Annotated in this window: 19 protein-coding genes; 14 read left to right on the forward strand and 5 right to left on the reverse strand. The window is 63.6% G+C overall.

Features of this window, described 5'->3' with window-relative positions; all coding sequences use genetic code 11:
* The first annotated feature begins 195 nt into the window (after positions 1–195).
* Both KDD17_RS01015 and KDD17_RS01020 read left to right on the forward strand, forming a co-directional pair.
* Positions 196–2694: a mechanosensitive ion channel family protein gene (locus KDD17_RS01015; RefSeq protein WP_254796845.1), complete on the forward strand. Its 2499-nt coding sequence runs from the start codon at positions 196–198 to the stop codon at positions 2692–2694.
* A gap of 74 nt (positions 2695–2768) precedes the next feature.
* Entirely contained in the window at positions 2769–3563 is a 795-nt protein-coding gene (locus KDD17_RS01020; protein ID WP_212704877.1) for an MBL fold metallo-hydrolase, read from the forward strand.
* An 81-nt stretch (positions 3564–3644) separates the two neighbouring features.
* On the opposite strand, the gene KDD17_RS01025 is transcribed toward KDD17_RS01020, so the two are convergent.
* From KDD17_RS01025 to KDD17_RS01040, 4 genes are read right to left on the reverse strand one after another with little or no spacing between them, the layout of a single operon-like run.
* Positions 3645–4799, reverse strand: a complete 1155-nt coding sequence (locus KDD17_RS01025; RefSeq protein ID WP_212704878.1) for an ABC transporter permease — start codon at positions 4797–4799, stop codon at positions 3645–3647.
* A complete protein-coding gene (locus KDD17_RS01030) occupies positions 4796–5824 on the reverse strand; it encodes an ABC transporter permease (protein ID WP_212704879.1) in 1029 nt (342 codons plus the stop codon). Before KDD17_RS01030 ends, KDD17_RS01025 begins: the two co-directional genes overlap by 4 nt.
* Positions 5821–7746 (reverse strand): ABC transporter substrate-binding protein, encoded by a 1926-nt coding sequence (locus tag KDD17_RS01035; RefSeq protein WP_212704880.1) that lies wholly within the window; start codon positions 7744–7746, stop codon positions 5821–5823. Before KDD17_RS01035 ends, KDD17_RS01030 begins: the two co-directional genes overlap by 4 nt.
* On the reverse strand, positions 7739–9505 hold the full coding sequence (locus KDD17_RS01040; protein WP_212704881.1) for an ABC transporter ATP-binding protein: 1767 nt from the start codon (positions 9503–9505) through the stop codon (positions 7739–7741). The genes KDD17_RS01035 and KDD17_RS01040 overlap by 8 nt, the downstream gene beginning before the upstream one ends.
* Before the next feature lie 324 nt (positions 9506–9829).
* Here KDD17_RS01040 and KDD17_RS01045 point away from each other — a divergent pair, with 324 nt between their 5' ends.
* The 10 genes from KDD17_RS01045 to KDD17_RS01090 all read left to right on the forward strand — a co-directional run bounded on the left by KDD17_RS01045 (position 9830) and on the right by KDD17_RS01090 (position 20789).
* Entirely contained in the window at positions 9830–10885 is a 1056-nt protein-coding gene (locus KDD17_RS01045; RefSeq protein WP_254796846.1) for a C4-dicarboxylate TRAP transporter substrate-binding protein, read from the forward strand.
* A 103-nt stretch (positions 10886–10988) separates the two neighbouring features.
* Positions 10989–11516 carry a TRAP transporter small permease gene (locus KDD17_RS01050; RefSeq protein ID WP_212704882.1) on the forward strand — a complete coding sequence of 176 codons (528 nt, stop codon included), beginning with the start codon at positions 10989–10991 and terminating at the stop codon, positions 11514–11516.
* Position 11517: 1 nt separating this feature from the next.
* Entirely contained in the window at positions 11518–12858 is a 1341-nt protein-coding gene (locus KDD17_RS01055) for a TRAP transporter large permease (protein ID WP_212704883.1), read from the forward strand.
* Positions 12855–13631: an IclR family transcriptional regulator gene (locus KDD17_RS01060; RefSeq protein ID WP_212704884.1), complete on the forward strand. Its 777-nt coding sequence runs from the start codon at positions 12855–12857 to the stop codon at positions 13629–13631. The genes KDD17_RS01055 and KDD17_RS01060 overlap by 4 nt, the downstream gene beginning before the upstream one ends.
* Positions 13632–13649: 18 nt before the next feature.
* Positions 13650–15740: a 3-hydroxyacyl-CoA dehydrogenase NAD-binding domain-containing protein gene (locus tag KDD17_RS01065; RefSeq protein WP_212704885.1), complete on the forward strand. Its 2091-nt coding sequence runs from the start codon at positions 13650–13652 to the stop codon at positions 15738–15740.
* A 27-nt stretch (positions 15741–15767) separates the two neighbouring features.
* Positions 15768–16967, forward strand: coding sequence for an acyl-CoA dehydrogenase family protein (locus KDD17_RS01070; RefSeq protein WP_212704886.1), 1200 nt, complete (start codon positions 15768–15770; stop codon positions 16965–16967).
* 3 nt (positions 16968–16970) lie between these two features.
* The gene (locus KDD17_RS01075) at positions 16971–18104 is read left to right on the forward strand and encodes an acyl-CoA dehydrogenase family protein (RefSeq protein WP_212704887.1); all 1134 of its coding nucleotides are present in this window, start codon (positions 16971–16973) and stop codon (positions 18102–18104) included.
* Positions 18058–18513, forward strand: a complete 456-nt coding sequence (locus tag KDD17_RS01080; protein ID WP_212704888.1) for a PaaI family thioesterase — start codon at positions 18058–18060, stop codon at positions 18511–18513. Before KDD17_RS01075 ends, KDD17_RS01080 begins: the two co-directional genes overlap by 47 nt.
* Complete coding sequence (locus KDD17_RS01085) at positions 18510–19280, forward strand: oxepin-CoA hydrolase, alternative type (RefSeq protein WP_212704889.1); 771 nt, start codon at positions 18510–18512, stop codon at positions 19278–19280. Before KDD17_RS01080 ends, KDD17_RS01085 begins: the two co-directional genes overlap by 4 nt.
* Positions 19281–19292: 12 nt before the next feature.
* Entirely contained in the window at positions 19293–20789 is a 1497-nt protein-coding gene (locus KDD17_RS01090; protein WP_212704890.1) for a class I adenylate-forming enzyme family protein, read from the forward strand.
* A gap of 17 nt (positions 20790–20806) precedes the next feature.
* Here KDD17_RS01090 and rpe read toward each other — a convergent pair whose 3' ends face one another.
* Positions 20807–21496 (reverse strand): ribulose-phosphate 3-epimerase, encoded by a 690-nt coding sequence (rpe, locus tag KDD17_RS01095; RefSeq protein WP_212704891.1) that lies wholly within the window; start codon positions 21494–21496, stop codon positions 20807–20809.
* Between the two features lie 122 nt (positions 21497–21618).
* Between rpe and KDD17_RS01100 the strand changes: the two genes are divergently transcribed.
* Both KDD17_RS01100 and KDD17_RS01105 read left to right on the forward strand, forming a co-directional pair.
* Positions 21619–21834: a hypervirulence associated TUDOR domain-containing protein gene (locus KDD17_RS01100; RefSeq protein WP_212704892.1), complete on the forward strand. Its 216-nt coding sequence runs from the start codon at positions 21619–21621 to the stop codon at positions 21832–21834.
* A complete protein-coding gene (locus KDD17_RS01105) occupies positions 21831–22793 on the forward strand; it encodes a DNA topoisomerase IB (protein ID WP_212704893.1) in 963 nt (320 codons plus the stop codon). The genes KDD17_RS01100 and KDD17_RS01105 overlap by 4 nt, the downstream gene beginning before the upstream one ends.
* Positions 22794–22824 lie beyond the last annotated feature (31 nt).

Raw genomic sequence — 22824 nt, forward strand, 5'->3', positions numbered from 1 at the left:
GGGCTATCGGCCGTGTTTCCGGGCGCGCGCGCCGACACCCGCGGGACGCTATGGCACAGCTTTTGCGCGCATGCAAAAGCTGCATGTGTCGGCTATGCCCTTGCAGATGATCACGGTCAGGATGATTGCAATGGCGCGCGTGCGCCCCTAGCGTCACAACCGTGTGATACGTGCCGCCGTCGGAGGGCCAAAGCAATGAATTTCAGCCGGATGATCGTGGGGATTCTGTTCGCTCTTTTTGCGGCATTTGCCACCGCTACAGGCGGGCAGGCGCAGGGGCTCGGTTCGGTTCTGGGCGAGCCCGCGGAGGGACAAAGCGACAGCGATCTGGCCGCCGCGGTGCGTGCGGCGGCGGCGGCGGGGCTCAGTGTGGTCGTGATCGACAGCGACGGGCGCCTTGTCGAGACCGGTGCACCGACGGTGGAACCGGCGGCTGTCCCCGTGGCGGGCGGCTCGAACCTGATGAAGGTGCAAGAGCAGGCCGATGCCGTGCGCGACGCGCTGTTCGAGCGGTTGCGCAATCTGCCCGCCTCCATCCAAGAGGTGATCTTTATCCTGCGCGCGGCGTCGCCCGACGGCACCTTGATGCTCTACGCCGAGATATTGGGCTATTCGCTGTTGCTGTTCGGGGCGGGGGTCATCGTCGAGCGGCAGATCTTTGGTAAGCGGCTGATGCGTGGGCTTGTCGTCAGCCGGATCATGGAAAATCCACAGGGCTATACCGAAAAAATGCCGTTTCTGGCATTCCGGTTTGTCATGGGAGTGTTTGGGATCCTCGTGTCGATGGCGGTGGCCTATCTGCTGGGGGCGCTGATCTTTGATCCGATCACGGACAGCGCCGCACAGTTCACGATTACACTTATAAATCTCGCCTATTTCCTGTCGCGTGTCATTGCTGGTCTTTGGCGGATGATTTTCTCGCCGTTTCTCACCCAATACCGCATTCCCGCGCTCACCGACCGTGAGGCAAAGCGGCTGCACCGCTGGTTCTGGGTCGTGGGTAGCCTGGGGTTTTGCGCGACGCTGTTCACAGTCTGGATCCGTGAGCTGGGGCTCAATTACGATGTCTACGCTTTCATGTCGTCGTTGCTGTCGGCGATCATCGTTCTGCTGAACATCGTGGGTATCCTTGTCAATCGCCGGGCGATCAACACCGCCCTGCGCGGCGGCAAGGAGCCCGCAGAATCCGGCTGGCCGTTGCGATTTGTCACCCGTGCCTGGGCGCCTTTTGCGATTGTCTATCTGCTGTACGCCTGGGTCGACCTGACGGCTGGCCTTGTGCTGGAGCAGGGGGAGGAGATCCCGCTGGTCGCCGGCGCCTATATCATCCTTGTCTCGATCATCGTCGTCTACGGTTTGGTCAACTACGTGATCGAACGCGGGTTTGCCCGGGCGCGCCTGCTGCGCGCCATCCGCGCCCGCCAGGCCGAAATCGAAGCCGCCGAGGAGGCAGAGCGTCATGCCGAAGCCCTGCGCCTGCAAGGGGCGGAGCAGGACGAACCAGAGCCCGAGGAAGACAGCGCGCTGGAGGCCGACAGCCCCGCCGGTCCGTTGGCTGCGCGCATCGAGCCCGCGCGCGACGCGGATCAAACGCTTGATCTTGGGGATGACGCGCTGCTCGAAACCCACGCGCATGAGCTCAACAGTTTCGAGGCGCTTGCGCGTCGGGTCGCGGGGATCCTGGCCTTTGTCGCGGGGGCCTACGCGTTTTTCTACATCTGGGATACCGAAGGGGCGCGCATGGTCGAAAGCACGACCGGCCGGTTCCTCGACATCCTTGTGATCATCTTTCTCGGGTACATCGTTTATCACGTATTTCGCATCTGGATCGACAACAAGATCGCCGAAGAAGTCGGGGATGAGGAGGAAGGTGAACTGGGCGATGAGGGTGGCGGCAGCTCCGCCACACGGCTTGCCACGCTGCTGCCCCTGTTCCGCAATGTCGTGCTGATCGTTGTCGTCGTCTCGATCGGTCTGATCGCGCTGATGGAGATGGGCATCAACGTGGGCCCCCTGTTCGCCGGCGCCGGCATCGTCGGCATCGCCATCGGTTTTGGCAGTCAGGCGCTCGTGCAGGACATATTCGCGGGCGCGTTTTTTCTGTTCGACGATGCCTTCCGCAAGGGGGAGTATCTCGATGTGGGCGGTGTAAAGGGCACGGTCGAAAAGATCTCGGTCCGCTCGATGCAGCTACGCCACCATCTGGGCGCACTGCACACGATCCCCTTTGGTCAGCTTCAGGTGATGACCAATTACAGCCGCGACTGGGTGATGATGAAGCTGCCGCTGCGCGTAACCTATGACACCGACGTGGAAAAGGTGCGCAAGCTGATCAAGAAACTCGGCCAGCGCCTGCTTGACGATCCGGTGATCGGGGACGATTTCATTCAGCCGCTGAAATCACAGGGTGTGATCGAAATGCAGGATAGCGCGATGATCATCCGGGTGAAGTTCATGACCAAGCCTGGGGACCAGTGGATTGCACGCAAACGCGTCTACGAAGAGATCCGCACGCTTTTCGAGGAAAACGACATCAAATTTGCCCACCGCGAGGTCACCGTACGGCTCGCCGACGGCAAGGTATCCGATCTGACGCCCGAACAACGTCGCGAGGTGGCCGCCGCCGCCCATGCCTCTCTCCAGGAGGATGATATGGCGCCGGGGTGGGGCGATGACAGCGCGGATGATCGCTGACCGCGCGGCGTTGTGATTGAAACCCACCGGCTGGCAGCTACCTCTTGGGGGTGAAACCCATGGAGGAGAGAGAGATGTCGGATTTACGCATACCAAACCGCCGAGGATTTATTCTGGGGGGAACTGCCGCAGCAGGTGCCGTTACGATCCTCCCCTATGCGGCACTGGCCGATGGCCATGCGCTGGACAGCTTTGATACGCCTGCGGGTGCGCTGTCGATTGCGCCGGTCAGCCACGCGTCGTTCGTGGCGCAGACGCCCGCAGGGGTGATCTATGTCGATCCGGTGGGCGGGTCGGATAAATACGGCGGCTTTCCCCCACCGGATATGGTGCTGATCACCCACGAGCACGGCGATCACTACGATCAGCCCACGCTCGACGGGATCGTGGTCGAGCAGACGCAGATCGTCGCGAACCCGGCGGTCTTTGCGATGCTGCCTGAGGCGATGCAGGCGAAGGCGACAGAGATGGCCAATGGCGATTCCGGCGGGTTTGGCGATGTCTCGATCGAGGCGATCCCGGCGTACAACACGACTGAGGAGCGCCTGAACTTTCACCCTGAGGGCCGCGACAACGGTTATGTGCTGAGCTTTGAGGGCTTCCGCATGTATATCTCCGGTGATACCGAGGACACGCCGGAGATGCGGGCGTTGCAGAATATCGATCTGGCGTTTGTCTGCATGAACCTGCCGTTCACCATGGACGCGCGCGCGGCGGCTTCTGCCGTGGCGGAGTTCAAACCGACCTATGTCTACCCCTACCACTTCCGCGGGCGCGACGGCGGCACGCAGGATCCCGAAAGCTTTGCCCGGATGGTGGGCACGGATACCGAGGTCAAGATCGCCGAATGGTACGACGGGGATCACTGACGTCCGTGCGCTGCACGGACGTGCGAGAGTCGCTGCCTCTCGCGCTCTCCGGCGTATTTTCGGCACAATGAAGCGGGGCGGTCAGCTTCGGTAGGGATCCAGCGAGGCGCGCAGCCCGTCGCCCAGGAAGTTGAACGCCAGCACCACAACGATGATCGGCAGCATCGGGATCGCCGTCCAGGGATAGATCTCGATACTGGCGAGGTTCTGCGCGTCGTTCAGCATGACCCCCCAACTGACCGCAGGCGCGCGCAGGCCAAGGCCGAGAAAGCTGAGCGCCGTCTCACCGAGGATCATGGCGGGGATCGACAGCGTGGCGCTCGCGATCAGATGGCTCATGAAGTTCGGCAGCAGGTGGCGACGGATCACGCGGCCGGGCTTGGCGCCCATCATCTCGGCGGCGCGCACGTATTCCTCTTCGCGCAGGCTGAGGAATTTGGCCCGCACGGCGCGCGCGAGGCCCGGCCAGTCGAGGATGCCGAGGATGATCGAGATGATGAAGAACACCGCCACCGGCCCCCAGTTCGACGGCACGGCCGCCGACAGCGCCAACCACAGGGGCAATTCGGGCAGCGAGCGCAGGATCTCGATCGCGCGGTTGATCGTCCAATCCGTGCGCCCGCCGAAATAGCCCGCGACCGCGCCAAAGAAGATCCCCAGCACAAAGCTGACCGTGATCCCGATCAGCCCCACGGTCATCGACAGCTGCGCGCCGTAGAGGATCCGGCTGAAGACATCGCGGCCCAATCGGTCGGATCCCCAGAGGAACACTGTCGCGCCCTGCGGTGCGCAGAAAAGATGCGTGTCAGACGGGATCAGGCCAAAGAGGCGATAGGTCTCTCCCTCGCAAAAGAACTCCAGCGGCATCGGCGTGCTGGGGTCTTCGGTATAGCGCCAGCGGTAGTTTTCCAGATCGGCCACCGCCGTGGTGGCATAGACGTAGGGGCCGATGAATTTACCCTCGTGCCAAAGGTTGATCTCCTGCGGAGGGTGATACAGGTGATCCGCGCTGCGCTCGTTTGGGGTATAGGGGGAGATAAAGCCCGCAATCGGCAGGATCAGATAGCAGATCAGCAGGAACAGCCCCGAGATCAGCCCCAGCTTGTGACGCCGGAACTTGCGCCAGATCAGGATATAGCTGGGCGCGTCGAATTCCGCCCGCTCGGGCGCGGAGAGGTTTTCGTCCTCGCCCCAAGGGGCGGTATCGACGAAGCGGTTGTCGGGCTGCACGCTCATGCCTTCTTGCCCCCCATGCGGATGCGGGGATCGAGCAGGACCAGCAGCATGTCAGAGATCATCGTGCCGATCAGCGTCAGCAGGGCCACGAACATCAGCACGAAGGCGGCCAGAAACTGGTCCTGCGATTTCAGCGCGGTCAGCAGGTAGGGCCCGATGGTCTGCAAGCCCAGCACCACCGACACCAGAACCGAGCCGGACACCATCGCGGGCAGCAGATTGCCGATATCGGCAACAAAGGGATTGAACGCCATACGCAGCGGATATTTGCGCAGCATTTTCGACGGCTTCATGCCCTTGGCGATGGCTGTCTCTACGTAGGGTTTGCTCAGCTCGTCGAGCATGTTGGCGCGCAGCCGCTGCATCATTGCCGCAGCCCCGGAGGTGCCGATCACAAACGTGGGCACGATCATGTGGATGAGGATAGATTTGACCTTGTCCCAGCTCATTGGCTGGCCCTCGAATTCGGGCGCCATCAGCCCGCCGATCGGCAGGTCGAAATACTTTTGCCCGTAGTAGAACAGCATCAGCGCCAGCAGGAAATTTGGCGTGGCCAGCCCCAGATAGCCAATGAAGCCGGAGGTGTAATCGACCCAGGTTTCCGATTTGGCCGCCGCGAGCACCCCAAGTGGCAAGGCCACCATGTAGACAAAAAGGACCGCAGCCAGGTTGATCAACACCGTCAGCCACAGTGCGTCGCCCACGATCTCGCCCACGGGGCGGTCGAATTCGAACGACCAGCCGAAATTGCCCTGAATGAGGCCCGAAAATCCCTGTGGACCGGGAGCGAAGCCCACCCAGATCAGATATTGCTCCCAGATGGGACGGTCGAGCGCGTATTCACGTCGCAGGAATTCCGCCTTGGCCACGCCTTCGGCCTGTCCGGTCGCGCGCAATTCGGCGATCTGATTGCTCAGGTAATCGCCGGGTGGCAGGTTGATGATGACGAACACGAGGATCGACACGATCCACAACGTCAGCAGCATCGTCGCAAGGCGCGAGATGGCGTAGCGCAGGAACATCATTCGGCGGCGGCCTGTTGCAGCGGATCTTCGAAGTAGAACTCGTCGGGGCGGTGCACACCGAAATGCGCGCCGGGATCGTAGGCCCAGATCGCTTCCTCGGGGACATTGCGCAGACGGCGCGAGACGACGACGGGTTGCGGCGCGCCGTTCAGCACGCCGATGGCGTATTGCTGATCGGCGTGGATATCGAGGATCTCTTCCCAGATGTTGGCGCGTTTGCTGGTATCGTCGGTGTGCGACCATTCCCAATTGAGCTTGAGCAGGCGCTGGGCGTGCGGATCATCGGGCTCTTCGCCCAGATCACCCATCGTCTGGTAATACTGTCCCCACTTGGGCCAGGCGAAAAACTCCTGCTGGGTGGGGGCCGCGAATTGCGGATCCGTTTCGGGGCGGGGCAGCCCGTTGTCCCAGCCGTACCAGACCGCAGCCATCGACAGGCCCGCGTACACGCGGTTGCGCAGGATGTCGCGATCCAGCGGGCGCATCACCAGCCGGATGCCCAGATCGCGCCATGTGTCGGTGATGATCGCCAGCGCGTTCTCTTCTTCCTGACGCTCGCCCGCGGTCTCGACCACAAATTCCATGGGACGTCCGTCGGGCAGCAGGCGCAGGCCTGCCGAGTTTCGCTCCGTCAGGCCCATGTCGTCCAGCAGGGCGTTGGCGCGGTCGAGGTTCAGATCGCTCCAGGCGTGCAGATCCTTGGGATCATGCAGCGGGCTTTGTGGCAGTGCGCTCATCCCGCCTTCGTTGGCGAGGCCGAAATACAGCGCGCGGTTGATCATGCGCCGGTCGATGCCAAGGCTCAGCGCGCGGCGGAAACGCACGTCGCGCATCACCTCGCGCCAGACCGGATCGGCAAAGTTGAGATTGGGGTAGATCGCGATCTGGCTGGCCGTACCATTGCCCCAAAGCAGCGTGCGGTAATTGCCGCCCTCGCTCTCGCCCTTCTTCAGGATCGCCACGTTGCGGAAATCAAGGCCGCGCGCCTGAAGCTCAACCTCGCCCGCGTTGGATTTCGCCGCGATCAGGCCGCTGCCCACCACCGTCATCACGACGACATCGACATAGGGCAGATGCGTGCCCGCCGTATCCATGCGGTGATAATAGGGGTTGCGTACGAATACATTGCGCGAGGTATTGCCGCCCGTGGCGTTCAGCCAGGGTTGCAGTGTGGGCAAGTCCGGGTTGTCGAACTTGTACATGTTGTCGACCTTGTTGTGCAGCGCGGCCCAGCTTTTCACGCGCGCCTCAAGGATCAGGGGCGCCAGCGCGTCGGGGTCCGTGAAATCGAGGTGGAATTGTTTGAGGTAATGTGCGGGTCGGTAGATGAACGGCGGGCGCGCCTGGGCCAGCAGCGGCAGGAAGCCGGGATTGGCGCTTTCCCATTCGAACACGACCGTGTGCGCATCGGGAAAGCTCACCGTGCCCAGTTTGCCGTCAACGATCATCCACTCCGGCGGGCCCGAGGGCGTCAGCTCGGCGTTGCCGACCACGTTTTTCCACCAATATTCAAAATCCGCCGAGGTGAACGGCGCCCCGTCAGACCAGCGATGTCCGCGACGCAGGTGCAGGGTGAATTTGCGCTCGTCCTCGACGGTGACATCGCGCAGGATATCGGGGCGCAGGGCGTAATCTTCTCCATAGCCGACAAGGCGGGCGTAGCCGTAGACGACCATCTGGCGAATGTCCTTGGTGCGCGAGACCAGCGTGCGGATCGTGCCGCCCTGAACGCCCAGTGTACGGCCCTTCGCCTCAAGATCGACGATCAGGGGGTCATCGGGGATCCGCTCGGCGGCGGGGGGCAGATCGCCGTTGTTGACCTCCTCGGCCCAGAAGGACGATTCCTGCACCGCTGGCTGGGCGGTGAGCGTGGCCGCGCCCAGCAGCAGCGCGGCGAGCGCGAGTGTGAAACGTTCAAGCATGGCAGCGTACCTTGTGTCCGGGTTCAAGTTCGCGCAGGGCCGGGGCGCTGTCGCCCTCGAAACGGAACATCTCCGGCCAGCTTTGCGGCTTTCCCGCGCCCTTGGCCACCAGATCCAGATCGATGGGCCGGGTGATGTCCGGCTCTGGCTGGGCGGCGATCAGCGCGCGGGTATAGGGGTGTTGCGGGTTGTGAAACAGTGTCTCGGGCGGGGCCTGCTCGACGATCACGCCTGCGCGCATCACCGCGACTTCGTCCGCGATGCGCGAGACGACCGCCAGATCGTGGCTGATAAAGAGATAGCTTAGGCCCGCGCGGTCGCGGATTTCTTCCAGCAGGCCGAGGATCTGATCCTGCACGGACACATCCAGCGCGCTGGTCGGCTCATCGCAGACCAGCAGCTTGGGGTCGAGCGTCAGCGCGCGGGCAATCGACAGGCGCTGGCGCTGCCCGCCCGAAAACGCATGCGGATAGCGCGGCAACATATCGGGGCTGAGGCCGACCATGCGGATCATCTCGGCCGCCTTGTCGCGCCGCGCGCGCCGATTGCCAAGGCCGTGGATCTCCATCGGTTCGGTCAGCGCGTCCTGCACGCGCATCCGCGGGCTCAGCGATGAATAGGGATCCTGAAACACCATCTGCGCCTCGCGCTGGAAGCGGCGGCGCACGCGCGCGCTCATGTCGTGCACGCAGATGGGATCGGCGCCCGGTGCAGGGCGAAACAGAACCTCGCCACCGGGATCGGGCAGCGTGGCGCCAAGGGCTACGCGCGCGCACGTCGTCTTGCCAGAGCCGCTCTCGCCGACCACGGCCAGCGTTTTGCCACGCGGCAGGCGCAGATCGACGTCGCGGCAGGCGGTGATGGTGACGGGCGCCCGCCAGCCACCGGCCTTCATCGTGAAACTCTTGGTCACGCCGCGAATGTCGAGGATGATGTCATCACCGGGCGGGGGCGGGACGGGGCCCGCCACTTCGGGGATGACCGGGGCGGCGGCGAACAGCTTTTTGGTGTAGCCATGTGCGGGGGCGCCGAGCACGTCGCGGGCGGCTCCTGCCTCCATCACGCGGCCCCGGTTCATCACCACGACCGTGTCGGCCATATTCGCCACCACGCCCAGATCATGGGTCACGAGGATCACGGCCATGCCGGTTTCCTTCTGCAGATCCTTGATCAGCCCCAGCACCTGCGCCTGTGTCGTCACGTCCAGCGCCGTCGTCGGCTCATCCGCGATGAGCAGATCGGGATTGCTGACCATGGCCATGGCGATCATCGCGCGCTGGCGCATCCCGCCCGACATCTCGAACGGGTAGCTGCGCCAAGCGCGCTCAGGATCGACAAAGCCAACACGCTCGAACTGCGCCAGAACGCGTTTCTTGGCTTCCGCGGCCGAGATATCCTGATGCAGGTGCAGAACTTCGGACACCTGATCGCCAAGGCGGTGCAGGGGCGACAGCGCGCGCATCGGTTCCTGAAAGATCATCGACATGCGGTTGCCGCGCAGGTGGCGCAACTGCCGTTCGGGGGCCGTCAGCACGTCGATTGTCTGCCCGTCGTGTTGGTACTGCACCGTTCCGCCTAGGATGCGGGCCGCCGCCGGCAGCAGGCGCAGCCCGGCCCGGCACGACAAGGTCTTGCCCGAACCGCTTTCGCCAACCAGAGCAAGTGTCTGTCCGCGATCGACAGAGAAGCTCACCCCGTCCACCACAGCGGGTGCAGTGCCAAAGCCGATGCTCAGCGATTTGACGTCCAGTATTGGCATGTTGTCCCCAGGATTCTGCCGTGAGTGAACCCGATCCACGCGGCGCCGTCCAGTGCGCAGCGTCCCGCCGTCTCCGATATCTCCGCCGCGCCGGAAGAATCGTTGGCAGATCAACCTCTGGCGGTAGGGCTGCGCAGCCGTTTGAAGCAGAAACATTAATATTACGTCTGATCAGATGCTTGCAATGTCTGCCCGGCGCTTCTCCTCTGGCCGAACGGCCGCGCGCAACTTTTGCTTGCGTTGTTTCGCAAAGCGACCTAGCTTCCGGCATCAACAGGTGAAACTAAGTTTTACTATGCAAAACATCTCTCGGGAGGAGATCACATGAATTTTCTGAAAATGACCACCCTCGCCGCGGCCATGTCCGTGATGGCATCCGCCGGCATCGCGGAAACTACTCTGATCCACGGTGAGGCAGGCCCGAACCGTGGCGCGCGCGCCGAGGCGTTGCAGTGGTACGCGGATCAGGTCGCGGAACGCTCTGGCGGCGATATCAAGATCGACATCCAGTGGGGCGGCGCGCTGTTCAAGGCGAAGGCCGCGATGCAGTCGATCGCCGACGGCGTGGCCGACATGGGCTCCGTTATTGCGGTCTACTACCCGCAGGACATGGTCACCTACGGCATTGCCGATCTGCCGCTCAACAACCCCGATGCGTGGGTCGGCATGCGCGCCACGGATGAGCTGATGCGCACGTCCGAGGCGATCCAGAACAATCTCGCCGATCGGGATCTGAAGTACATTGGCACCTGGACCACCAGCCAGGTGAACATCGGCTGCAAAGGCACCGAGATCCGTACCGCCGCAGACATCGCGGGCAAAAAGGTGCGTGGCGTGGGCGCCTACGGCAAGGTCATGGGCGAAGAGGGCGCAAACCTTGTCTCCATGTCGATTTATGACGCCTATCAGGGCCTCGACACCGGGCTGATCGATTGCTCGCAGGGTTACAGCTATGCCGTTGCGGCGCTGAAGCAGGCCGAGGTGATGGACAGCTACACGCTGCTCAACTGGGGTCAGGTCGGCGGCCTGGGGATCTTCATGAACCTCGACGCCTACGAAGGGTTGAGCGATGAACAGCGCGCAGTGATTGATCAGACGGGCATGGATATGGCCGACGAATTCGGTCGCCTGATCACAGCCGCCAACGACGCGGCGATTGCCGAGATGAAGGAACAGGGCGTCGAGATCATCGAGTTGCCCGAAGAAGAGCGCGCCAAGCTTGTCTCCGCAGGGGAGAAATTCCTCGCCGAGTGGGTCGAGACCGCCGATGGTGCGGGCCTTGAAGGTCAGGCGCTGCTGGACGAGTATCGCGGTCTGATCGCCAAATGGACCGAAGAGCGCGACACCAACGGCTACCCGTGGGAAGCCGCGACGAACTAAGCGGCCTTGCCGCGATGCCTCCGGGGTGATCCCGGGGGCACACCCGCCCTGCGCCCCGATTGCGCGCTGGGCCCCCCTTTCTCATTTTCAGGAGGTCGGGACCGTGCTGGTACCCCTCGAAAAGATCCTGCTGGCGCTGGGCGCCATTGCCGTGATCCTGCTTGGCGTGTTGATCACCTCTAATGTGATCGCCCGCGCGGTGTTCAACACCTTCATCCCCGACGCCGTCATCATGGTGCGCGAGCTTATGGTCGCCGCGATCCTGCTGCCGCTGGGGGCCGCCACGGCGCAGCGTGCGCATGTCTCGGTCGCGTTCCTGACGGACCGCTTCCCCGACCGCGCCCGCAGTTGGCTGATCGTTCTGGGCAGCCTCGTGGGTATGATGGCCCTGGCGCCATTGTTCTACAAAGGGTGCCTTGAGCTGATCAAGGTGATCGAGCGGGGATCGTTCTTTGCCGGTGATCTTGATCTGCCGAAATGGCCGGGCAATCTGTTTTTCGTGCTGGGCCTGGGCGCAGCGTGGTTGCGTCTGGCGGAGCTTTTTGTGCGTGACCTCATCGTGGTCAGCCGCGGCGGGATCGTCTCGGACGAACAGCAACACGCCGGCGATCTGATGAAAGAGGGCCAATAACATGGATCCCGCAACAATTGGCCTGATTGCCTTTGGCACCGTCATCTTCATGCTGGCGATGCGTATTCCCATCGCCTTTACCCTTGCTTCGGTCGCCACGACCGGCGCGTTCTTCATCTACGCCACCCGCACCGGCGATTGGGCGCCCGAGCGCGCGATCAAGCCGACGTCGTCTATGGTGTTCTCGAATTCCTACGACCTTGTGCACAGCTACGAGCTGTCGATGATCCCGCTTTTTGTGGCGCTGGGGCATATCGCCTACAAGGCCGAGATTACGACCAAGATTTATCACGCGGCCAAGGTCTGGCTCACGCGCCTGCCGGGCGGGGTCGCGATGGCCTCTGTCATGGGGTGTGGCGGGTTCTCCGCGATCACCGGCTCGTCGATTGCCTGTGCTTCGACCATGGGCAAGATCTGCACGCCCGAAATGCTGCGCATGGGCTATGATCCGCGCCTTGCCACGGCATCGGTGGCGGCGGGTGGCACGCTGGGCTCGCTGATTCCGCCGTCGGTTTTGTTCATCATCTACGGCATCTTTACCGAAACCTCGATTTCCTCGCTGTTTCTCGCGGGGATTCTGCCGGGGCTGCTGACGCTGGCGGGCTTCATCCTTGTGATCGCCGTCTGGGTCAATCGACGCCCCGAGGTCGCCCCGGTGAATGACATCACCTATTCCGCGTCCGAACGCTGGCGTGCGGCCTACGAAAGCTGGCCCGCCGTGTTGCTGTTTGTCGTCATCATCGGCGGCATCTACGGCGGTATCTTTACCGCGACCGAAGCCGCCGCCGTCTGTGTCACCGCCGCCACATTGATCGGTTTTGCGCAGCGCAAGCTGACGTTGCCCGATCTGTGGGACGCGGTCAAAGAAACCTGTGTGCAGACCTCGGCCATCTTCATCATCGCCGCCTGCGCCAAGATCTTCGTGGCCTTTATCGCGCTGACTGGCGTGGCCCCGGTGATCGTGCAGGCCGTGACTGACGCACAGCTGAGCGTCGTTTTGCTGATGCTCTGCATCGCGGTGATCTATCTGCTGCTGGGCATGTTCCTCGATCCCATCGGGATCATGGTGCTGACGCTGCCACTGATGATCCCGCTGGTGGAAAGCTACGATCTGAACCTGATCTGGTTCGGTGTGGTGGTCATCAAACTGCTTGAGATCGGGCTGATTACACCGCCCGTCGGCCTCAACGTCTTTGTCATCGCCAATGTGGTCGGGCGTGAGGCGCCCATCGACAAGATCTTTGCGGGGATTACGCGGTTCCTGTCGGTCGATGTGATCGTGCTGCTGCTGATCATGGCCTTTCCGGCGATTTCATTGCTGATACCGATGGCGGCGCGATGACGGACCAAAGCACAGACCGCAAATTCGCCAATACGCTGGCGCGGGGGCTGGGCGTGCTGCGCGCCTTTCGCGCCAGTGACAACGGCCTCACGCACGCGCAGATTGCCGAGAGGACGGGCCTGCCCAAACCCACGATCAGCCGCCTGACTTATACCCTGTGTGAGCTGGGTTATCTCAGCCACGGCGGGCGTAATGATCGGTTTCGCCTTGGGCCCGCCGCCATCGTGCTGGGATCGGTCGCCAATCAGGCGGTCAGCTTTGTCGACATGGTCGATGAGCCGATGCAGCAGCTGGCGGACGAGACCGGCACGCTCGCGCTGATCGCTGTACGCGACGGCGAGCGCATGATGCTGGTGCGCACGTGGCGCCCGGCCACGGCCACGACCATCTGGCTGGAGCCGGGGCACCGCATCCCATTGGCCAGTTCGTCCTCCGGCATGGCCTTTCTGGCCGCGCTGGATGGGGAACGGTTCGAAGCGATGGAGCCTGGCGACGCGATGCGCGCATTCCGCCAAGAGGGCTACAGCCAGCTTGTCGGGCGCGGCTTTGCCATCGCACCAGAGGAGACACGCTATGCCTCGACCGTCAATGCCGTGAGTGTGCCCTATTACGCCAGTGAATTCGGCGAAAGCGTCGCCTTTACCTGTGGCGCCTTGCCCGCCGATCTGCCGCGCAGCCGTATGGCTGACGAGGTCGGCCCTGCCTTGCACAAGCTCGTGCAGGCGCTTGAACATCGCACCGGCCGCGCCCCCGCGCTGGCCCGGCGCGGATAGACTTATCGGAGACCATTTATGACCACCCCCGTTACCTACTCCACCCACGGCGCCATCGCTGTCCTGCGCATCGATAACCCGCCCGTCAACGCGCTGAGCCAGGCCGTGCGTCAGGGCCTGTCTGACGGCATGGACCGGGCCGAAGCGGACGCGGACGTGGCCGCCATCGTCATCTGCGGCGGGGGGCGCGCGTTTATCGCGGGCGCCGACATCTCGGAATTCGGCAAGCCGCCGATGCAGCCGCATCTGCCAGAGCTTTGCACTCGGATCGAGGCGTCGCCAAAATTGGTCGTCGCCGCGATGCACGGCGTATCGCTGGGTGGCGGGCTTGAGGTGGCGCTGGGCTGTCACTACCGCGTGGCGCAGCCCTCCGCCCGTGTGGGCCTGCCCGAGGTGCATCTGGGTCTGATCCCCGGTGCCGGTGGCACGCAACGCCTGCCCCGTCTGACCGGTGCCGAAAAGGCGGTGGAGGCGATCACGACGGGCCGCCACATCAAGGCGCCCGAGGCGCTGGAGCTGGGCATCATCGACCGGATCGAGGACGGTGACAGCCAGGAGATCGGCATCGCCTACGCGCAGGATCTGTTGAGCAAGGGCGCAGGCCCGCGCCCCGTCTCCGCCATGCCCCCGGCCGAGGCGATCGATTGGGATGCAACCTATGACGCGGTGCTGAAAAAGGGTCGTGGGCAAATCAGCCCGGCCACAGCCGTGCGCGCGGTACAGGCCGCCTCAGAGCTTTCGTTCGACGACGGCATGACCCGCGAGCGGGATCTGTTCATGGAGCTGATGGGCACCGACCAGCGCAAGGGGCTGATCCACGCGTTCTTCAACGAGCGTGCGGTGAGCAACCTGCCCGAGCTTAAGGGCGTTGAGCCGCGCGCGCTGCAATCCATCGGCGTGATTGGCGGCGGTACCATGGGGGCGGGCATCGCCACCGCCGCGCTGTTGGCCCGGCTGAACGTCACCCTGATCGAGATGACCGAAGAGGCCGTCGAGGCCGCGCGCGACCGGATCACCGGCAACCTGCAAGGCGCGTTGAAACGCGGCAAGATCACTCAGGCGCAGTTCGACGCGCTGACCACGCAGGCACTGACGGTGGCCACAAACTACGACACTCTCAGCGATGTCGATCTGGTGGTCGAGGCGGTGTTCGAGGATATGGACGTCAAGAAACAGGTGTTCGGCAAGCTTGACGCGGTGTGCAAACCGGGCTGCGTGCTGGCGACCAACACCTCTTATCTGGACGTCAACGAAATCGCGGCAAGCACCAAACGCCCCGATGATGTGATCGGGCTGCATTTCTTTTCCCCCGCGCATGTGATGAAACTGCTCGAAGTGGTTGTGGCCGATGCCACCGCGCCGGACGTGGTCGCGACCGGCTTTGCGCTTGGCAAGATGCTGGGCAAGATCTCGGTCCGTGCAGGGGTCTGCGATGGGTTCATCGGCAACCGTATCCTTGCGGTTTACCGCACGGCGGCGGACCACATGGTGCTGGATGGGGCATCGCCCTACCAGATCGACAAGGCTCTGACCGATTTCGGCTTTGCCATGGGGCCGTTTGCGGTGGCCGATCTGGCGGGCCTCGACATCGGCTGGGCCACACGCAAGCGCAAGGCGCCCGACCGTCACCCCGAAGAGCGCGTGCCGACCTATATCGACCGCCTGTGCGAGCAGGGGCATTTCGGCCAGAAAACCGGCGAGGGCTACTACATCTATGAGGCGGGCAAGCGCGGCGGCACGCCGAACCCGAAAATCGCGGAATTGGTTGCGGCAGAACAGCGCGATCTGGGAATTACGCCGCGTGATTTCACCGATGCCGAGATTGTCAGACGCTACATGTGTGCCATGGTGAACGAAGGCGCCCGCGTGGTCGAAGAGGGTATCGCGAAACGTCCGCTGGACGTCGATATGACGCTGCTCTTTGGCTACGGTTTCCCGCGCTACTGGGGCGGGCCGATGAAATGGGCCGATATCGCCGGGCTGGACAGCGTGCTGGCCGATATCGAGCGCTTTGCCAAGGAGGACGCGTGGTTCTGGCAGCCCGCGCCCTTACTGAAACAGCTGGTGGCCGAGGGCCGCAGCTTTGATGATTTGAACCGCGCAGGCTGAGCCGCGCGCACCTGAAAGGAACATCCAATGGACCTGAGCTATTCCGACGAAGAAAAAGCCTTCCGCGACGAAGTGCGCGCGTTTCTGGCCGAGAAAGTCACCCCCGACCTCAAGGCCAAGGTCAAAGGCGATGGAGAGCTGACCAAGGCGGATATGGAAGGCTGGCACGCGACGCTCAACGAAAAGGGCTGGCTGGCGCCGAACTGGCCCAAGAAATTCGGCGGGGCCGAATGGAACGCCGTGCAAAAGCACATCTTTGAGGAAGAGGCCGCCGCGGCTTCGGCCCCGCGCATCGTGCCCTTTGGTCTGGGGATGCTGGCGCCCGTGTTGCAAAAATTCGGCTCCAAGGAGCAGCAGGACTATTGGCTGCCGCGCATCCTCAACGGTGACGACTGGTGGTGTCAGGGGTACTCAGAGCCGGGCGCGGGATCTGACCTTGCCTCGCTCAAATGCGAGGCGGTGCTGAATGACGCGGGCACGCATTACGTCGTGAATGGTCAAAAGACATGGACCACGCTGGGCCAGCACGCCAACATGATCTTCTGCCTCGTGCGCACCGACAAGACCGTAAAAAGTCAGGAAGGCATCTCCTTCCTGCTGATCGACATGGAAACGCCCGGCGTCGAAGTGCGCCCGATCATCCTGCTCGACGGCACTCATGAGGTGAACGAGGTTTGGTTTACCGATTGCGAAGTGCCTGTGGAAAACCTTGTTGGTGAAGAGAACAAGGGCTGGACCTACGCCAAATATCTGCTGACGCACGAGCGCACCAACATCGCGGGCGTTGGTTTTTCTCAGGCCGGGCTGAAGGCGGTCAAGCGTCTGGCGCGTCAGGAGATGGCTAACGGCAAACCGCTGATCGAAAACCCGCATTTCGCCGCGCGTGTCGCACAGGTGGAAATCGACCTGATGGCGATGAGCACGACCAACATGCGCATCGTCTCCAAAGCCGCCGCAGGCACCGCGCCGGGGGTGGAATCCTCTATGCTCAAGGTCAAGGGCACGATCATCCGGCAGGAAATCAACGATCTCGCGCGCCGTGCGGCGGGGGTGTTCGCCATGCCGTTTTCGTCAGAGGCGGTCGAGGGCACGAACGAAGTGCTGCCCGATCCGTTTGGCGCAGGGCCCGTCGCTGCCAAGTATTTCAACAATCGCAAGCTGTCGATCTTTGGGGGGTCCAACGAGATCCAGCGCGGCATCATTGCCAAAGTAACGATGGGAAGCTGATCCATGAATTTTGATCTGACAGAAGAACGGCAAATGTTGCAGGATACGCTGCGGCGTTTCCTGCGCGACCGCTACGATACCGAAACCCGCAACAAGATCCTCGCCTCCGATACCGGCATGAGTGCGGACATCTGGAACGAGCTGGCCGAGCTTGGCGTCATTGGCGCGCTCTTTACCGAAGAGCAGGGCGGCTTTGGCGGCAAGGGGTTCGACATCGCTGTGGTGTTCGAAGAGCTGGGCCGCGCGGGCGTGGTTGAGCCGTTCCTGGATACGGCAGTGCTGGCCGGAGGGCTGGTGGCCGATCTGGGCACCGATGACCAACTTGGCCTGATCGAAGAGATCATCGGCGGCACGGTGCAACTGGCCTTCGCCCATGGCGAGGCCAACAGCCGCTATGATCTGACCCGCGTGAACACCTCCGCCACCGAAAAGGGCGATGAGATCGTGATTTCGGGCCGCAAATCGGTCGTGGTCAACGCCGAGAATGCCGATCATCTGGTCGTCTCGGCCCGCGAAAGCGGCGATCAGTGGGACGCCGAGGGGATTTCGCTGTTCCTCGTGCCCAAGGACGCCAAGGGGCTGACCGTTCAGGGTTATGCCCTGCTGGCCGGGGGGCGCGCGGCTGAGGTGACCTTCGATGACGTGACCGTGCCCGCCTCCGCCCGTCTGGGCGCGGCCGGCAAGGCGTTCGACGCGATCGAGACGCGCACGGCCTACGCCAATGTCGCCTCCACCGCCGAGACGCTGGGCGCGATGGAAACCGCCTGCACGCTGACCAAGGACTACATGCTGCAACGCAAGCAATTCGGCCGTCCCATCGCGACCTTTCAGGCGCTGGCGCATCGCTTCTCCGATCTGTTGATCGAGATGGAGCAGGCCCGGTCTGCCGTGATCCTCGCCGCAGGGCACCTGCACGCGGACCGCAAGGAACGCGAGCTGAACATCTCGGCCACCAAGAACCTGATCGGCCGCGTGGGCCGTCTGGTGGGCGAGGAATCGATCCAGCTGCACGGTGGTATCGCGATGACGCAGGAATACGAGCTTGCGCATATCGCCAAGCGTATCGTCATGGCCGACCACCGTTTTGGCGATGTCGATCATCATCTGGAGCGATTCATTGCGCTCTCCGCTGCCTGACGAGGCCCACCTCATCCGCGATGAGACGGGTACGCAAACGCTGGTCGGATACGTCGTTGACGTGTCCGATCCGGCGCACGGGCGCTGCTGGCTCGACGTGGGTCCGCAGCACCTCAACCGCCACGGCGCGCTGCACGGCGGGATCGCGGTGACGCTGCTGGACAATGCCAGCGGCACCACCGGATCGCTGACCGTGGATGCGACCGGCACCGCCCCGTTCCTGACCGTTTCAATGAATACGCAATTTGTCGGCTCGGGCCGTCCGGGGCGTATGACGGCCACCGGAACGATCACCGGCGGCGGCCGCAGCATCCTTTTCATCGACGCAGAACTGCGCCACGAGGACGGAACGCTCGTCGCGAAATCAACCGGCGTGTTCAAGCGCGTCCCGCAGGAGAAACTGACATGAGTGCACGGCTTGAGGATGCGGGTGATCGCCTGATTATCTGGAACGGGAATACCGAAAAGCGTGGCGCGCTGTCGCCGGAGCTGTATGCGACCATCCTCGACGCCTGTGAACGCGCCTCTGATCCGCGCATCCGCGCGATCATCCTGACCTCCGAGGGGCCGTTTTTCTGTGCCGGGGGAGATTTGACCGTTCTCATCGCGCGGCAGGGCATGGAAGAGGCAGACCGCCGCGCCGGCATCGAAAAGCTCCACGACGTCGTGCGCGCAATGCGCAATTGTCCGGTGCCGATCATCGCCGCGGTCGAAGGGGGGGCTGCGGGCGCCGGGCTCAGCTTTGCACTGGCCTGTGACATCGTCGTGGCCGCCAAGGGCGCCAAATTTGTCGCCGCCTACGTCAAGGCCGGCCTCGTGCCCGACGGCGGGCTGACCGCCCATCTGGCGCGCGCCGTGCCGCGTCAGCTGTCGATGGAGATGTGTCTGCTGGGCCAGACCGTCTTTGCCGAAAAGATGTTCGATCTGGGCGTGGTGAACGCGCTCACGGATGTGGGCGGCACGATGGACGTCGCACGCGGCTATGCCGACCGGCTGGCGGCGGGGCCGCGCGTGGCGCAGGGCATGATCCGCGGCATGGTTGCCGCCGCCTACGACCAGACCGAGGCACAGCAGCTTGATACCGAACGCGACGCGATGGGCTTTGCCACCGGCGCGCCCGAAGCGGGCGAAGGTATCGCCGCGTTCCTCGAAAAACGCCCGCCGAATTACGGCTGAAAAGGAAATACCATGACCGATCGTTTGCCAGACATGCTTGCCGCGACCGTTGCGCGCAGCCCCGACGCTCCCGCTATCAGCGACAGCACGGGCGCCGCGTGGAGCTACGCTGATCTGAACCGGGCCGCCGATGAAATGGCGCAGGTGCTGACGGGCGCGGGCGTTGTTGAGAACGACCGCGTGCTGGTGCTGGTCGAGAATTGCGCGACCGCAGCGGCGGTTCTGTTTGGCGCGTGGCAGATCGGGGCCGTCGCCATCCCCTTCAACGCCCGCCAGACCGAGGGCGAGGTGGCGCGCGTGATCCGCCATGCCACGCCCGCCGTGGTCGTAGGCACCGTCGATGCCTCCCCCGATGCGGCAAGGCACGTCGCGGCACTTGGCGGGAAGGAAGTGACCGGCGCGTTCGGCACGATTGCCCTGCATAAGCGCGCGTCCGATCCCGAGGCCGGGCTGGAGGACGTGGCGGTGCTGCTCTATACAACCGGCACGACCGGCGATCCCAAGGGGGTGATGCTGCGCCATTCCAACATGATCTTTGGCGGTGCCGCGTCCAGCGAATTGCGCGCATTATCGCCCGAGGACATCGTGTATTGCGCGCTGCCGATCAGTCACGTGTTCGGACTGGTGTCGGTGCTGACGGGCTGTGTCCTGTCGGGGGCGCATCTGATGATGGAGGCGCGCTTCTCGGCGCAAAAACTCTACGATGCCGCGATGGGTGGGGTCACGGTGATCCCGGCGGTGCCGCAGATGCACGCGCTGGTCATGCAGTACGTCAAGGAAATGGGCCTTGCGACGCTGAACGCGCCCGCGCTGCGCTATGTCTCATCGGGCGGTGCGCCGCTGGACCCGGCGTGGAAGCGCAAGGCGGAAGGGTTTTACGAGCTGCCGTTGCAAAATGGGTTCGGCATGACCGAGACGACGAGTGGCGCGTCGGCCACGCGCAATCCCATCGGCTCGCCCGATATCTCGGTCGGCCCTGCGACGCCGGGCACCGAGCTGAGCATCGACGCCACCGCCCCCGGTGGCGACGGCGTGGCGGAGGGCGAGGTGCTGGTGCGCGGGCCCCACGTGATGAAGGGCTATTTCCGCAACGAGGCCGAGACCGCCAAGGCGCTGGGCGCCGACGGCTGGCTGCGCACGGGCGATCTGGGCAAGATCGACGAGAATGGCAATCTGCACATCCTCGGGCGGTCAAAAGAGTTGATTATCCACGGCGGTTTCAACGTCTACCCACCGGAAGTGGAGGCGGCGCTGAACGATCATCCGCAGGTGATCCAGTCTGCGGTGGTCGGGCGCACCAAGGACGGGGACGAAGAGGTGCTGGCCTTTGTGCAAGTCGCCGAGGGGGACGCGCCGCAGCTGGACGATCTGCGCGCCTTCGTGAAAGAGCGGCTGGCGGCCTACAAAAGACCCAAGCATATCGTTTTGGCCACAAGCCTGCCTGCCGCGCCTACCGGCAAGCTGCTCAAGCACAAGATGATCGAGGCTTTCGCAGACGAGCTGCCCTGAGCCGCGATTGGGGTCGCTCAGGTCCACACACCCTCGGCGGCGGCGCGAATGGCGCGAATGTTGGCGCCATAGGGCGCGGGATCGCTGACCGTTCCGCCCCGGAAAACCGCAGAACCCGCAACCAGAACATCGGCGCCTGCCTCGGCGACGATGGGGGCGGTGGTCGGGTCCACACCACCGTCGATTTCGATGTGGATGGGGCGGTCGCCGATCATGTCACGCAAGGTGCGGATCTTTGCGCTCATGTCGATGAATTTCTGTCCGCCAAAGCCGGGGTTCACGGTCATCACGCAAATCAGATCGGTCAGGTCCAGCAGCTCGGCTACCGCCTGCGCAGGTGTGCCGGGGTTCAGCGCGACGCCCGCCTTGGCGCCGGCCCCGCGAATCGCTTGCAGGGTGCGGTGGATATGCGGCCCGGCCTCGATATGGGCGGTGATGACATCGGCGCCGGCCTTTGCGAAATCCTCGATATAGGCATCGACGGGCGAGATCATCAGATGCACGTCCATCACGCCCTTGATATGCGGGCGGATCGCCGCACAGGTCGCGGCGCCGAAGGTGATGTTGGGCACGAAATGCCCGTCCATCACATCGACGTGGATCCAATCGGCGCCCTGTGCCTCGACCGCGGCACATTCGGCGCCGAAATTCGCAAAATCAGCGGCGAGGATGGAGGGGGCGATTTTGATCGGGAGCGGGCTGGACATGGGGCACCTGTGATTTGAACGCGGTCGCTGGGGGTGTACCTGCTTGACCTCACGCGCACAACGGGGGGAACCGAACGCGGTTCGGGGTGGTTTGCTTGGCAGGACCGAAAAGGAGTATGGCCATGGCCGATTACAACGTAGGCGACAAGGTGGAATGGGATTGGGGCAACGGCACCGGCACAGGCGAGGTGCAAAAGACCTACACCCAAAAAATCACCCGTAAGATCAAGGGCAGTGAAGTGACCCGCGACGGATCCGACGACGATCCGGCATTGTTCATCGAACAGGAGGACGGGGATGAGGTGCTCAAGCTGTCGTCGGAGGTGCGCGCGGCGTGAACGTCGATCTGGTCTACTACAGCGATGACAGGCCCGGCATTGCCCGGCGCCGCCGCGGGCGCGGTTTCACCTATGTGGCGCCCGACGGGACGACCATCGCCCGTGGACCAGAGCGCAAGCGGCTGGAGGCACTGGCGGTGCCTCCAGCCTATGAGGACGTCTGGATGTCGCCGCTCGAAAACGGGCATCTCCAGGCGACGGGGCGCGACGCACGGTCGCGCAAGCAGTATCGCTATCACGAGGCATGGGCCGAGGCGCAGGCGCGCACCAAATTCGACGGGTTGAGCGATTTTGGCATGCATCTGCCGCGGCTGCGTGCCCGTGTGGCGCGCGACCTGAAGGAAGAGCCGGGGGAGAAGGCATTTGCCCTCGCTGCCGCGGTCACCCTCATCGACCGCAGTGCCATCCGCGTCGGTGATCCCGATTACACCCGAGAGAACGGCAGCTATGGTGCCCTGACCCTGCGGCGTCGTCACGTGTCGCTGGAAGGGAACACCATTCGCCTGCGCTATACCGCCAAGGGTGGCAAGAAAGTACGCCGTAGCCTGCGCGACCGGACGCTGGCAAAGGTCTTGCACCGCGTGGGCGATCTGCCCGGTGCCGAACTGTTGACCTGGTCAGACGGCGGCGCGGTGCATACGCTGAGCGCGCAGGCGCTCAACGCATACATCGCGGAGGCTGCGGGGAGCGAGGAGAGCACCATCACGGCCAAGACGTTTCGCACATGGACCGGCACCGTTGCCGCCTTTGGCGTGGCCGAACGCGGTGGCGCCACGATCAAGGACATGGCCGAGGCCGCGGCGGAGCGCCTGAGCAACACAGCCACGATCGCGCGCAACAGCTATATCCACCCCGATGTGGTGGATCTGGCCGGGGCAGACGCGCTCGAAGGCTTTGACGCCGGACGCTCGGGATTGCGGGCGGTGGAGAACCGCCTGCTGGGGTATCTGGAACGATGACGGCTGCCCGTTAGGACATAGGTGTTGACCC

It is taken from the genome of Sulfitobacter albidus, assembly GCF_018200035.1.
GTDB lineage: Bacteria > Pseudomonadota > Alphaproteobacteria > Rhodobacterales > Rhodobacteraceae > Sulfitobacter > Sulfitobacter albidus.

Bases quoted from the DNA above. Each gene is read 5' to 3' on its own strand.
- KDD17_RS01080 (WP_212704888.1), top strand. From the start codon at position 18,058: ATGTCGATCATCATCTGGAGCGATTCATTGCGCTCTCCGCTGCCTGAC.
- KDD17_RS01090 (WP_212704890.1), top strand. From the start codon at position 19,293: ATGACCGATCGTTTGCCAGACATGCTTGCCGCGACCGTTGCGCGCAGC.
- KDD17_RS01040 (WP_212704881.1), bottom strand. From the start codon at position 9,505: ATGCCAATACTGGACGTCAAATCGCTGAGCATCGGCTTTGGCACTGCA.
- KDD17_RS01070 (WP_212704886.1), top strand. From the start codon at position 15,768: ATGGACCTGAGCTATTCCGACGAAGAAAAAGCCTTCCGCGACGAAGTG.
- rpe (WP_212704891.1), bottom strand. From the start codon at position 21,496: ATGTCCAGCCCGCTCCCGATCAAAATCGCCCCCTCCATCCTCGCCGCT.
- KDD17_RS01030 (WP_212704879.1), bottom strand. From the start codon at position 5,824: ATGATGTTCCTGCGCTACGCCATCTCGCGCCTTGCGACGATGCTGCTG.
- KDD17_RS01035 (WP_212704880.1), bottom strand. From the start codon at position 7,746: ATGCTTGAACGTTTCACACTCGCGCTCGCCGCGCTGCTGCTGGGCGCG.
- KDD17_RS01065 (WP_212704885.1), top strand. From the start codon at position 13,650: ATGACCACCCCCGTTACCTACTCCACCCACGGCGCCATCGCTGTCCTG.
- KDD17_RS01015 (WP_254796845.1), top strand. From the start codon at position 196: ATGAATTTCAGCCGGATGATCGTGGGGATTCTGTTCGCTCTTTTTGCG.
- KDD17_RS01100 (WP_212704892.1), top strand. From the start codon at position 21,619: ATGGCCGATTACAACGTAGGCGACAAGGTGGAATGGGATTGGGGCAAC.
- KDD17_RS01085 (WP_212704889.1), top strand. From the start codon at position 18,510: ATGAGTGCACGGCTTGAGGATGCGGGTGATCGCCTGATTATCTGGAAC.
- KDD17_RS01045 (WP_254796846.1), top strand. From the start codon at position 9,830: ATGAATTTTCTGAAAATGACCACCCTCGCCGCGGCCATGTCCGTGATG.
- KDD17_RS01025 (WP_212704878.1), bottom strand. From the start codon at position 4,799: ATGAGCGTGCAGCCCGACAACCGCTTCGTCGATACCGCCCCTTGGGGC.
- KDD17_RS01020 (WP_212704877.1), top strand. From the start codon at position 2,769: ATGTCGGATTTACGCATACCAAACCGCCGAGGATTTATTCTGGGGGGA.
- KDD17_RS01055 (WP_212704883.1), top strand. From the start codon at position 11,518: ATGGATCCCGCAACAATTGGCCTGATTGCCTTTGGCACCGTCATCTTC.
- KDD17_RS01060 (WP_212704884.1), top strand. From the start codon at position 12,855: ATGACGGACCAAAGCACAGACCGCAAATTCGCCAATACGCTGGCGCGG.
- KDD17_RS01075 (WP_212704887.1), top strand. From the start codon at position 16,971: ATGAATTTTGATCTGACAGAAGAACGGCAAATGTTGCAGGATACGCTG.